The 11,728-nt window shown below is 39.5% G+C and carries 15 protein-coding genes; 13 read left to right on the top strand and 2 right to left on the bottom strand.

What is annotated here, in order from left to right; all coding sequences use genetic code 11:
* Positions 1–147: 147 nt before the first annotated feature.
* Both ACUVXA_RS09280 and ACUVXA_RS09275 read right to left on the bottom strand, forming a co-directional pair.
* On the bottom strand, positions 148–597 hold the full coding sequence (locus ACUVXA_RS09280) for a MaoC family dehydratase (RefSeq protein ID WP_445870974.1): 450 nt from the start codon (positions 595–597) through the stop codon (positions 148–150).
* A gap of 68 nt (positions 598–665) precedes the next feature.
* Entirely contained in the window at positions 666–2,060 is a 1,395-nt protein-coding gene (locus ACUVXA_RS09275) for an acetate--CoA ligase family protein (protein ID WP_445870973.1), read from the bottom strand.
* A 312-nt stretch (positions 2,061–2,372) separates the two neighbouring features.
* Here ACUVXA_RS09275 and ACUVXA_RS09270 point away from each other — a divergent pair, with 312 nt between their 5' ends.
* From ACUVXA_RS09270 to ACUVXA_RS09210, 13 genes are all read left to right on the top strand, one after another.
* Positions 2,373–2,660, top strand: a complete 288-nt coding sequence (locus ACUVXA_RS09270; RefSeq protein WP_445870972.1) for a hypothetical protein — start codon at positions 2,373–2,375, stop codon at positions 2,658–2,660.
* The gene (locus tag ACUVXA_RS09265) at positions 2,657–3,457 is read left to right on the top strand and encodes an ATPase domain-containing protein (RefSeq protein ID WP_445870971.1); all 801 of its coding nucleotides are present in this window, start codon (positions 2,657–2,659) and stop codon (positions 3,455–3,457) included. The genes ACUVXA_RS09270 and ACUVXA_RS09265 overlap by 4 nt, the downstream gene beginning before the upstream one ends.
* A gap of 13 nt (positions 3,458–3,470) precedes the next feature.
* Positions 3,471–4,637, top strand: a complete 1,167-nt coding sequence (locus ACUVXA_RS09260; protein WP_445870970.1) for an ATPase domain-containing protein — start codon at positions 3,471–3,473, stop codon at positions 4,635–4,637.
* Positions 4,624–4,992, top strand: a complete 369-nt coding sequence (locus ACUVXA_RS09255; protein WP_445870969.1) for a roadblock/LC7 domain-containing protein — start codon at positions 4,624–4,626, stop codon at positions 4,990–4,992. Before ACUVXA_RS09260 ends, ACUVXA_RS09255 begins: the two co-directional genes overlap by 14 nt.
* A gap of 116 nt (positions 4,993–5,108) precedes the next feature.
* Positions 5,109–5,828, top strand: a complete 720-nt coding sequence (locus ACUVXA_RS09250; RefSeq protein WP_445870968.1) for an RAD55 family ATPase — start codon at positions 5,109–5,111, stop codon at positions 5,826–5,828.
* A 131-nt stretch (positions 5,829–5,959) separates the two neighbouring features.
* Positions 5,960–6,352: an AAA family ATPase gene (locus tag ACUVXA_RS09245; RefSeq protein WP_445870967.1), complete on the top strand. Its 393-nt coding sequence runs from the start codon at positions 5,960–5,962 to the stop codon at positions 6,350–6,352.
* Entirely contained in the window at positions 6,294–6,941 is a 648-nt protein-coding gene (locus ACUVXA_RS09240; RefSeq protein ID WP_445870966.1) for a hypothetical protein, read from the top strand. Before ACUVXA_RS09245 ends, ACUVXA_RS09240 begins: the two co-directional genes overlap by 59 nt.
* A 386-nt stretch (positions 6,942–7,327) precedes the next feature.
* Positions 7,328–8,029, top strand: coding sequence for a VWA domain-containing protein (locus tag ACUVXA_RS09235; RefSeq protein ID WP_445870965.1), 702 nt, complete (start codon positions 7,328–7,330; stop codon positions 8,027–8,029).
* 223 nt (positions 8,030–8,252) lie between these two features.
* Complete coding sequence (locus ACUVXA_RS09230) at positions 8,253–8,396, top strand: hypothetical protein (protein ID WP_445870964.1); 144 nt, start codon at positions 8,253–8,255, stop codon at positions 8,394–8,396.
* A gap of 60 nt (positions 8,397–8,456) precedes the next feature.
* Positions 8,457–8,747, top strand: coding sequence for a hypothetical protein (locus tag ACUVXA_RS09225; RefSeq protein WP_445870963.1), 291 nt, complete (start codon positions 8,457–8,459; stop codon positions 8,745–8,747).
* 158 nt (positions 8,748–8,905) lie between these two features.
* A complete protein-coding gene (locus tag ACUVXA_RS09220) occupies positions 8,906–9,805 on the top strand; it encodes an acyltransferase (protein ID WP_445870962.1) in 900 nt (299 codons plus the stop codon).
* 250 nt (positions 9,806–10,055) lie between these two features.
* Positions 10,056–10,256 carry a hypothetical protein gene (locus tag ACUVXA_RS09215; protein WP_445870961.1) on the top strand — a complete coding sequence of 67 codons (201 nt, stop codon included), beginning with the start codon at positions 10,056–10,058 and terminating at the stop codon, positions 10,254–10,256.
* Between the two features lie 363 nt (positions 10,257–10,619).
* Positions 10,620–11,540, top strand: coding sequence for a DUF362 domain-containing protein (locus ACUVXA_RS09210; protein WP_445870960.1), 921 nt, complete (start codon positions 10,620–10,622; stop codon positions 11,538–11,540).
* The last annotated feature ends 188 nt before the right edge of the window (positions 11,541–11,728 follow it).

Genomic DNA, 11,728 nt, shown 5'->3' with positions numbered 1-11,728 from the left:
ATCCTTAAAAAACGCCAGCAAAAATGGTCAGCCACAAAATTCTTATTTATGAGCGAATAGTAATTTTACCTTCTGGTTAACTGGAAATTCAACTGGACTTCTAAAGTGGGGTAGAAAAAATTCTGTTGGTTAATTAGAAATACTAGTTTACCACAATCTAGTGTTTGAAACCATTACGGCGGCTTCGCCGTCAACGCACACTTCGGCCTTCTGATTCTTTATCTGCATCTTGATTCTAACCACTCCGCCATTATACTTTTCCTTATCCTTCTTCTCTATTACCTCGGATTCGGCGTGTATAGTGTCGCCTATTTTTACTGGAGCGGTAAACTTGTAGTGCGCTCCCAGGAAGGCGATAGCTGTTCCGTTTAACAATTGCCCCAAATATCCTGATAAAACACTAACTGAGAGAAGACCGTGAGCAATTCTAGTTCCAAACGGAGACTTTTTTGCGAACTCCTCGTCAATATGCAGAGGATTATAATCGCCGGAGAGGGAGGCGAACGCTATTATATGTGCGTCTGTTATTGTTATGGCGGGTGATTTGTCTACCTCGCCGAGTTTGAACTCGCCATAAGTTTTTCCTAGTTGGCTCATTTTATTCGACCTCGTATCCAAAAGATTGCAAGTTTTACTTAAATCTTTCCAAAAGATGGATTCTAAAACTAATTACCTTTTTCCCAATCCGCTATTTCTTTAATTGTTTTTACTGCGGATCGGATGGTGGGATAAGTGGGTATTCTGTTTTCTAGTAGTAGTTCGTGGGCTTTTTGGGAGAGGATTCTGGAGGCTAGCCAGGTTACTATTAGGGGTTTGTTGAATTTTTTTACTTCTTTTGAGACCTCAACTATGTCGTTTGCGAGTAGAACTGCAGGGTCTCCCACTGCGCTGGTGATGATGAGGTAGATGGTGTTTAGGTAGTCTTCTCTGCAGAGGGTTTCTATGCACTCTTTGAACATTCCTAGGTTCAATATTATTTGGCCGGTGACGTCGAGTGGGTTTTTTATTTGTGCGAATCCCGGGAGGATGGTTTCCAATTTTTCTTTGGCTCTCTCCTTAAATTCTGGTACATCTAAGCCGTATTCTTCACTCAAATCCGCTGTTATGGTGCAAGTGGCGCCACTGGTCGCTATCACAGCTATCCGGTGGTCTTTCGGTTTGGGTTGCCACGATAAGGCCATGGGCAGATTGTAAAGGTCGTCTACCCCTTGGCACAGTATTACCCCGGAATCCTTGAGAAGCGGGTCATACCCCTCTTCAAGCTGTGAAACTAATCCGGTATGGTACTGGGTGATTTTCCTAGCCTTTTGGCTTTTGGAGGCATTAAAAACTACCACTGGCTTGTCGGCTTCTCTTGCCTTCTTCGCAGCTTTGCGGAACAGGTCTTTGTTTTTAATCACTTCAAGATATATGACGATGGTTTTAGTGTGTGGGTCTTCGGCCATGAAGTCTAGGATTTCGGCTGTTTCCAAATCTGCTTCATTACCGGTGGAGACGCTTCGGCTGATTCCTAGTCCTAAATCCCACATGTGGGTGAGGGTGCTGCCCATTATTGCGCCGGAGTGTGAAATCAGACCCACATCTCCTCTTATGGGTGTGTTTGGAATCAGTAATGTGGGAGAGAAACAAGCACAGAAATTATTCGGTGTAGACAGAATTCCCTGCGAATTGGGACCCAGTAGGCGTAAACCTCCTTTTCTCGCTTTACTCACAAGTTTGTTCTGTTCCTCTACCTTTCCCACTTCTGCGAAGCCGGCCGATCCAATCATTGCACATTTTACTCCATTTTTGATGCAGTCTTCAACAATTTTTTCAACAGTTTGTGCCGGGGTAAGTATGTAAACTAAATCCACTTTTCTAGGAATATCAGCCACGGAGGGGTAGCACCTTAATCCCATAACCTCCTGCTCTGAGGGGTTCACAGGGAAGACTCGTTCTTTGGGAAAGCCTCTACCAATCATGAAGTTTAAAGCTATGCTACCCAGCTTTGAAACATTGTTGGAAGCACCCACAATCGCAACAGAATCTGGATTAAACAACGCCTTAATGCTAGGATCCAAATCAAATCACCTCTAACCCATCACGAATATGAATAAGCAAATACTCTCAAGATTTCCCATGAGACGTAAACAACTTATTTCAGGTGTTAAAGATATTCTGCTTTCATTCGCTGCCGATAATTTGGTGTTTAATAACCTTTTATCCTTCCTTTTAAAATACTTTTAATTCTTATCAAAAGATTTCCAGTCATAAACAATTAACAGAAAATCACGCGTTTTTTAATTTTTGGTTTTGTTTAGGCTACTAAATCCTTATTAATCAACTTTGCTTATTTTATATTAACGAATGAACTGTATTAGGTTGTGATTACAGTGACGGTGGGAAAGTACAAACTAGTTCTATTTAGATCCCAGAGAACACCCAAGTATCACATGGTTTTAAGTAACATTAAAAAAAGTCTAGAAAACTTGAACCTAGACTTGGAGATTGAAGAAGTGGATTTAGAGAAAAATCCAGAGCGGGCGTTACGAGATGGTGTTTTAACTACCCCAACTTTGGATATTATTGGCATGAACTGGAGATTTATTGGGGTTCCAACGGTTGATGAATTGACAGAGGTTCTGGAAGAATTGACAAAACAGAGGGAAGTTAAAGTATGAGTAGAAGAGGAAAACGAAGCGAGTCCCTTTTAGATGAACTTCGTAAAAGGACAAAGGTTTTCGAGGGGGAATCCGTAGAAGAAGAGTTGAGTGAAAGGACACCCACCGGTATTAAGGGATTCGACGAATTGATTCAAGGGGGTCTAATAAGGGGTGAAACATACATTATATCTGGTGTGTCTGGTGCGGGAAAATCCATTTTTTCCCTAGAGTTTCTTTATAGGGGGGCTTCCCAGTTCAATGAACCGGGGCTTTACGTAACCTTTGAGGAAACCATGCAGAGTTTACTACGCAATGGTAAAAACTTTGATTGGAACCTGGCCAATCTTATTGATAAAAAAAAGTTACTAATCGCGGACTTTACTCTGATGACCCTTGGGGACACCGCTCTCACTCTAAACCCTGAAGCATTCAATCTTGATGGTCTATATGTTACACTGGAAACTGCGGTTAAGGATTTAGGAATAAAGAGAGTGGTACTGGATCCGGTATCTGTCCTGTTTTTACAGTATCCTAACGTGGGTGTGATTCGCAGAGAATTAAACATCATTTCTAGCATGTTGCGTAAAAACAAGTGCACTTCCATATTTGTTACGGAAACCGGTAATGATCCAACAAACATTACTCGTTTTGGGGTGGAAGAATACCTGGCAAATGGAGTTATAGTATTATACTGGGAAGCGGAGGATGATAAAAGGAATAGGTATATTGAAGTTTTTAAAATGAGGGGTACTGCTCATCACGCGGGTAGGAGGCGTATATCAATAACCAATGATGGTGTTAGCGTAATCTACTAGGAGATTCCTACCAATGTTGAAAACAAATATACCGTTCTTCGACAAAAAAATCAAGGGCATCCCCGAAAAGAAAAAAGTCGTGTTTATGGTCGCTCCCGGAATAGACCCTTCACTCATTGGTCTTCACTTCGCAAAAGTGGGATTAGATAACGGATACCGCATAATGTATGTAGTAAATAACAAATTTCCAGACGCAGTGAGAAAACAGGCTAAAACTCTAGGTTGGGTAACAGACCACTTTGAGAAAGAAGGCTCCTTTATTTTGGTGGACGCCTACTGCGGATACAGCGGAATAGACAGCAAAGAAAAACTGGTTACAAACCCTTATGATAATGAGGATACAAGGAAGAAATTGTCTGGATTCTCAACGGAAAAAACTGTGGTAATTTTTGATTCGATAAGCAGCTTTTTGGACATGCATGGGGATGGGGTTGAAGAGATCCTGGAACTAATCAGTTGTTTACAGGAAGCCATTGTTATCGGTCTCTTTTCAACCTGGACTTATCAACAAGATGAGGTTGGTAAGATTACGGACTTCTTTGAGGGTGTATTTGAGATAAAACCCAGTAGAGAATTTTTATACATCAAACAGTCCCTCTCCATAAAAAAGATAACATGGGCTCGAAGAATTCCTTGGGAGATTCCAGTGAGAATACTACTCCCGGGAGGGCTCAGAGTCTATATACCAAAAATTGTAGTGACGGGTGCTTACGAAGCGGGTAAAACAACCTTTCTGCACGCTGTAGCGGATGAAGCCATTAGTGTGGATCGTATGGGCACTACTGTGGCTCTCGACTATGGTACACTAGATTATAGAGGGTTCTATATAGAATTCTTTGGCACACCGGGGCAGCCGCAATTTGACACCATCGTAGAAACAATAGCTAAAGAGGCAGTGGGATTAATTTTAATGGTTGATAGCTCAGATCCAGACACTTTCCCCAGAGCTAAAATTCTTTTTGAGAAGTGTGGGGGTTACCATTTACCTTCCGTAATTGCCGCGAACAAACAGGATCTTGATCAGGCTATAGAGCCTTCGATGGTTCAAGAGAGACTCACTCTCCCCCTGAAGATACCCGTTATAGGTTGTAGTGCAAAAACTAAAAGTAACTTAACCTTGGTGATTGATATTCTTCTTGACATCATATTATTTGGAGGGAAAGAAAATGAAAACGGCTGAGGCAGAAGAGTTAGAAAAAATTTTAACCAGTCTCCAAAACATTTCGGAAATTGAAGGTGTGGCAATAGTAACCAGAAATGGAAATCTAATATCAAGTAATCTTCCAAGGGACATCGACGGGCAGAAATTTGCGGCTATGTCTGCCTCTATGGTTGGAGCATCTGAAACAGCGGCTGCCTTAATGAAATCATTTGCAAAACGAATTATAGTGGAAATTGAAAGGGGAAAAATTCTTGCTTTAGGTGCAGGACCCAAAGCCATACTTGTGGTTTCCATTAAAGAAAATGCTAACATCGAAGACCTTACTCCAGAATTGGAGAAGTATAGAAAGGACGTTATGAAAATATTTAGATAATCACCATTTTTTTGGTACAAAAATCTTTACATTTATAAATTAATACACACAAGAAATTATAATTAAGGCGGATTCAAAAGGAGAATTTAGGGATTCTACAGAAAGAGGGAAGATACGTGCCAGAATCAGAAAAAGATAATAGAGTCCAAATAGGCATTCAAGGCCTAGACGAGCTATTAGACCATGGTTTGCGTCCTGGCTCCCTTTGTATAATTGTGGGGGAACCTCTCTGTGGAAAAGAAATCCTTGTAAAAGAATTTTTCTATAAGGGTCTTGAAGGGGGAGAGTCGGGAATCTACATTACAACGAATAACTTTGCCGAAGATATATATAATGAAATGGGAGAGTTTGGATGGGATTTATCTAAATACGGAAAAGGGGAAAAGGTGGCATATAAAATAATTGATGCATATTCTCAAACCGTTAATCCCAATGTGGAAGATACAAGCACTGTATTGTATGTTCCGGCGGCAACCGACCTTGCGGGTTTAAGCTCAAAAATAGTTGAAGCAATAACTACTTTAACAGGAAATTTTGAAAAACTAAGAGTGGTGCTAGATTCTCTTTCCAGCATCATCACTTTTATTAATCCTTCTGCTGCTATTAGATTTCTCTCTTTTCTTAAAGCTCGAATTCGCATAGTTAAAGGAGTATTTATTTCTCTTTTAGAATCCGAACTCACTGAAAAAACAATAATGGTTCAAATACTGCAATTAGCGGACGTTATCATGGAAATTCAGGGTAATGAAATACATGTAAGACATAGAGGTAAAGCCTCAACAAAGGGTGAATTCAAAATAATCGGGAAAGGAATCGAAATCACTCCCACAAAATAAAGGCTAACAAAAACTAATTTTAGTATATAAAAATCAAATTGATCCCTAATCAACTAATTGAACTGATACCCAAGATTTATTTCTGTTCACATTTTACTTTTAATCATGGTTTATAAAGTAGGTCGATAGTTTTGCAAAAGGAAGATCTAAAGGAATTATATGAAAGAGTAAAAAAGAAGGTCATAAATAGAGAACGAGAAACACGTAACATTTTAGCCGCCCTCGCTGCAGGTAGACATATACTCCTTGAGGGACCGCCGGGAACCACTAAGAGTACGCTGCTGCAGGTCATAGCGGAGGAAATGAACACTCCCTTTATCATGGTTGAGGGAACCGCTGATTTAACACCCTCAAAACTTTTAGGATATTTTGATCCGGCGCAAGCGGTTGCGGAAGGATATAAACCAGAACATTTTGTTGAGGGACCCCTGTTGGAAGCAATGAAGAAAGGCGGTATACTCTATATTGACGAGTTTAACAGAATTCCCCCCCGATGCTTTAAATGTTTTAATGCGAGCCATTGAAGAAGGAGAAATAGTCGTGCCCAGAGTAGGATTAATAAATTCTAATAATGGGTTTCGGCTGGTTTCTGCTCAGAATCCTTATGATGATGTGGGCACCAGCAAAGTTAGTATGGGGATTTTCGACCGACTCTGTAAACTAAAAATGACCTACCAGTCAAAAGAGGAAGAAGAACAAATTGTCAAGCTAAGAACAGATTGCAAAGATGAAAAGCTTGTGGAACAGGCGGTGGAAATAACAAGAAGAACAAGAAATCACCCCGAAATTAAGCAGGGAGCATCGGTAAGGGGCGCAATGCACTTCGTGGAAATATTCCAACAACTCACAGATTTGGAAAAAGAGAACATTCAAGACTTTGAGATATACTTATCGCTAGCTCTAGACGCTGCCTACATGGCTCTGGGCAGTAAAATTTGGCTGGTAGAAACATCACAAAAAACTCCAGAGCAAGTGATAAAGCAGATTGTACTTGAAGTTCTTAGAATAATTTCCCCCAGTGAAGAAACACGAATCAGACCGTATAGAATGAGTGAACCTTCAAGTGAATTTCTGGAGGAGTCAAGAAAATTTTTTCGTAGCTCAAACCAATGAAGAATCTGGGAAGGACAATAATGGGTTTCCTCTAACTGAAGATGGGGAGGAAGAACAGACTTCTCTAAAACTTCTTACATAACCTTGGCGAGAAAGCCCCCGACTTCAGTCGTGGGGATGAATCGCAAAAAAGCTTATTTGAAAGTAGGGTATATAAATAGTTGTTGGTAGCTGAAGGGTTTGGCTTGGGCTTAAGGGGCTAAACAAGACGCAGCCCCCATGAGGGTGCCAACATAGACGCCGTTCCCTTGAGGGAAGGGCGTGTTAACCGGGTGGTGGCACACCCGTTGCTTCGAAGGCGTTGAGCCAGAAGCAAGAATCCCCCGACTTTAGTCGAGGGGAGTGTCAACTGGTATACAAAAATTAGTCAATCACTTAAACCAGATTTGAGGGAATCGGCCAAGAGAATAGCGGCAAGAACCGCAGTCCGAATTGCTGCCAGAGAAATCGGCAGAGGCCTATACACGGGATTCATGGAGTCCCAACCCTACAGATTTAATTCCTATGAAGAAATAGATCTGGAAAAAACCGTTGAGAACATGCTGGGAAAAACATTTCTTGATTATGAAGACATCCACGTTTTTAAAAGAACCGAAAAGTATGTTCCCGCAGTACTTCTGGTTGACTGCTCACTTTCCATGTTTGGATTTAAGATCAGCGCAGCGGCACTAACAGCAGCCTCCTTATCCCTGTGTCTAAACAAGTACTCCGTAATCGGATTCAACCATAATGCTTGGATAATAGCCTCCATCGATAAAGAAGAACCCCCAATTAAAGTGTGTGAGAAAATTTTAGATGTTTCTGCTGGTGGTTTTACCAATATCGCTGAAGCCCTAGAACTAGGAATACAAGAGTTAGGTAAGGAACGCCCGATTGAAAAAATTGGAATACTAATCACCGATGGCGAAGTAACTGCAGGGAAAAATCCCTTTCCCTATGTTTCCAAGTATGACCACCTGCATGTTCTTGGCCTCCCCTCAGCTCAGACTTGGATTTGCTCCAAACTCGCAAAAATGGGAAACGGACGTTTCCAATTGATAACCAATCTGGAACAGGTTTGCAATGCAATCAAGAATTTACTCTCCTAACACTTACATCTTTGTTAGTAATTAAGTTTGTAAAATATGAAGTGGAAAATAAACCTACTTAAGCTTCGCTTCTTAGACAAATTATGAAAATATCAAGTTTTTCATAGCAAACCTTCATACGCTTGCGCGTTTTAGACAAATTATGAAAATCTTTAGTTTTTCATGGGAAATATAATATACTAGATTAATTTATAGTAAAATAACAATTTTTGGAGGGTTACTAATGGGTGAGTGTCCAAGATGTAAAAGTAAGTCTATAAATTTAGGTCAGGTTGCCGTGCCTATTGGAAAAACACGCTCCAAAAGAGTAAATGTAAATGAATGTGTAGATTGCAAACTTGTTTTCTACGAGGCAGTTGAAGAATAGAAAAATGTAAATAATGAACCTTGCATTTTTTATCTCTGAGAACAATCGGAGCAAAATCTCATGATATTCCTGAGAGTGGAAAACTTGGAAGACTTCATATATTTACTTGACAGAAGAGTGGGGGATGAGGTCTACATAGAAATTGACTCCTCAAACGATGAGTTCTTAAAAACCCATAAAATATGCTTAAGCTTCTTCGGAAAAATTGATCAATTAATAGTGCTCCACCAAATAATCTTAGAAACAAAAAAGCCTTTCGAGGAAATTAAACAAGGTCTCATAGAAACATTCAACAAGTACAAGGTACGGCTCATAGAGGGAAGAATAAGAGAAATAATGCTAAGTCTCTAACCAAAAGGTTAACTTTAAAAATCGTAAAAAACTCATAACAATTTTTAACTCTTTTATACTGCCATAATAAATTATTTAATGTTCTTTTTTTAATAATAAAGGTTATAAATGTAGTAGTACTTTCTCTTTGACTATAGGTTATGAATGGAGGTTATTTATTGTCCAGTGGAAAAAAAATTGATGCCGACGCATTAGAGATCAAAGGTGTTGTCGAGGAAATCAAACTCGGCAGATATGGCGGACAGTGGCTCTCTATCCATCATACAGGATTTATCATATTACCCATGTTCCCAGCATTTATCACAACGATAATCATATTTCTGGGACTTCTACTGGTTGTAGACTGGTTCTTCAGCTCACCCTATCTAAGTATGCCCTTCCTATGGTCCATACTGGGTTATCCCCAGATAACAGCAACCGGAATCAAAGGAGTTTGGCAAGACAGCCTATGGGCATGGGCTTTCCTATTCACCTTCACTCCCCTATTCTATGTTATAATAAAATTTTTCTACTTCCTTTACAGTCTACCATTAGCAAAATTATGGGTTAAACCGATACCTGAGGGCCGATACCCCTACACACCAAATCATCCAATAGTCAGACAGTGGATACTAAACGCCATGATAACAGGAACTTATCAAAACTATTATAAAGAAACACCCTGGGGTAGCGCCGGATTATCGCGACTGATGTACAAAGCACTGGGATGCAAAATAGGAAAGGGAGTCTTGCCCACGGTTATTGTAGATCCGCCTCTGACAGAGATTGGTGATAATACGGTTCTAGGAGCATACGCACTGATAGCAGCCCACGCCATTGAAGGGGACACTCTATTTATCGCAAGGACTAGGATTGGTAATAACTGTGTCATAGGTACAAGGGCACTGATATGGCCCGGGGCTAAATTGGAAGATCATGTTACGGTAGGGTCTTACAGTATGGTGACGCGTGGCAAGGTATTACCTAGTTACACAGTTTGGCAAGGTCAACCTGCCGTGATGGTAAGAGACCTTAGGGAAAAAAAACAGAATGGTTCCAAGACTGAATCCAAAAAATGAGATTAACTTCCCTGTAAAACATCTATTGACTCGAAAAAATATTATCTATACCTTTCTAAATTTTATTTTTATATATATGTTATTAAAAAGTAAGAAGTTTTAATGATGAATCCTAAATTTTCTAACCCTAATTTTTAAATTTTCGAAGATATTATTGAGGTATTTCTCTAAATATTCTTCCGATTTTACACAGTTAAATAATATTGCCATTATCAAAATATCTTGGTTAAAATTTAGTGGGGCGTCTATTTTGACAAGTGAAGTCCTTCTTGATGAGGATGATATCCAATCATTCCTGAATCAGGTTGAAGAGGCTTATAGATCCCTATTCAAAACTAAAGAACATAAAACAACAGATGATCTAATTCTCCTGAATAATCTTTGCCGTTCAATGATAAGGCTAAAATTTTTACTAGAAAGAAAAAGAAATCAAGGCAAACTTACTTCCTAGTTCCATTAAACGTCTGTTCGAGAAAAAATTATAAGAATTTATTAGCTAGAACTTTTTCAAGTTTAAAATCTCTATATAAAAAATATACAACAAAATAATCTAATATGTTTTATTTTTACTATTCCGATTCTGCTAAGAGGTAATAGATAAGATTTTTTAAGCCCCACTCATTCAACTAGTTTGGAGGGTAATTTCTAGAATCTTATTACCTAAGTTTTAAAACAATCCAAATATACTACTGAGGGATTAACAAGGGCTAACCGGAGAAATTACTCCTCTTAAATTCATTACTGTAATTACCCTATAACAAATAATAGGATCATTTTAATGCCTTATCACAACTAATAGGAGTGGACGAAAAGTATGGCGCCCCAAAATGGAAAAGCTAAGGTTTTTTTAGTAAAAACTCCAGATAGAAGTGTTGGGATTAGAAGTCTTCTAAAAAAACTCGATTTGAATGATTATCGTGGGAAGAATGTAGCCTTGAAACCGAATTTTAACAGTGCGGATCCGTTTCCCGCATCCACCCATATTGAGACACTCAAAATCCTGGTTGAAGGTTTAAAAGAAGCTCAAATAAGCTCTTTGATACTGGGTGAGAGAAGCGGAATGGGCATCACCAGAAAGGTTTTGGAGAAAATGGGAGTCTTGGATTTATCCAAGAAGCTGGGCTTTAAGGTGGTGGTATTAGATGAGCAGGATGCTAATGCTTGGGTGAAGATTGATGCCGATGGGACTCACTGGTCAAGAGGATTCTATATAGCTAAGATGTTTCTCGAAGCCGATAAGGTTGTGCAAACCTGTTGTCTTAAAACCCATCGATTTGGTGGCCACTTCACCCTGTCGCTGAAAAACTCTACCGGCTTGGTTGCGAGAAGAGTTACTGGTGATTCGCATGACTATATGTCGGAGTTGCATGGGTCTCCCGATCAAAGACTTATGATTGCTGAAATCAATCGATACTACGATGTTGATTTTGTGCTTATGGATGCAATGAAAATCTTCGTCAGCGGAGGTCCTGAGCATGGTGATACTGTGGAACCCAAAATTCTGCTGGCCAGTAGGGATAGAGTTGCTATAGATGCGGTTGGAGTGGCTATTCTCAGGAGTTATGGAGTTACAAGAGAGGTTATGGCGGGAAACATCTTTGAACTGGAACAGATTCGCAGGGCGGCTGAACTTGGAGTAGGTGTTAAATCCGCTGAACAAATAAAGCTGACTCCCTTAAATGATAAGAGTATAGAAGCCGCAAATAAAATAGAGAATATTCTTAAGATTGAGTGATTTAAAGATAATAACCATTTTTTGGAAATTTACTATCTATTTACCTTTTTTTTTGTGAGACGCTTGATGATATAGATAATTCTATTTTTTATGGGCTTTTCTAAACGATTTTTCACATAAATTAATTCTAAACTCAGTATTTGAAAATGAAATAGGTTATTAAAACTGGTTTTGGCTGGTGAGCAGCC

This window comes from Candidatus Jordarchaeum sp. (genome assembly GCF_052745115.1).
Note: the sequence above shows the minus strand (reverse complement) of the source record. Positions and strands in the feature narration are given on the sequence as shown.

Excerpts from the sequence above, each read along its gene's own strand:
- ACUVXA_RS09280 (WP_445870974.1), bottom strand. The coding sequence starts at position 597 with ATGAGCCAACTAGGAAAAACTTATGGCGAGTTCAAACTCGGCGAGGTA.
- ACUVXA_RS09265 (WP_445870971.1), top strand. The coding sequence starts at position 2,657 with ATGAGTAGAAGAGGAAAACGAAGCGAGTCCCTTTTAGATGAACTTCGT.
- ACUVXA_RS09260 (WP_445870970.1), top strand. The coding sequence starts at position 3,471 with ATGTTGAAAACAAATATACCGTTCTTCGACAAAAAAATCAAGGGCATC.
- ACUVXA_RS09255 (WP_445870969.1), top strand. The coding sequence starts at position 4,624 with ATGAAAACGGCTGAGGCAGAAGAGTTAGAAAAAATTTTAACCAGTCTC.
- ACUVXA_RS09230 (WP_445870964.1), top strand. The coding sequence starts at position 8,253 with ATGGGTGAGTGTCCAAGATGTAAAAGTAAGTCTATAAATTTAGGTCAG.
- ACUVXA_RS09225 (WP_445870963.1), top strand. The coding sequence starts at position 8,457 with ATGATATTCCTGAGAGTGGAAAACTTGGAAGACTTCATATATTTACTT.
- ACUVXA_RS09210 (WP_445870960.1), top strand. The coding sequence starts at position 10,620 with ATGGCGCCCCAAAATGGAAAAGCTAAGGTTTTTTTAGTAAAAACTCCA.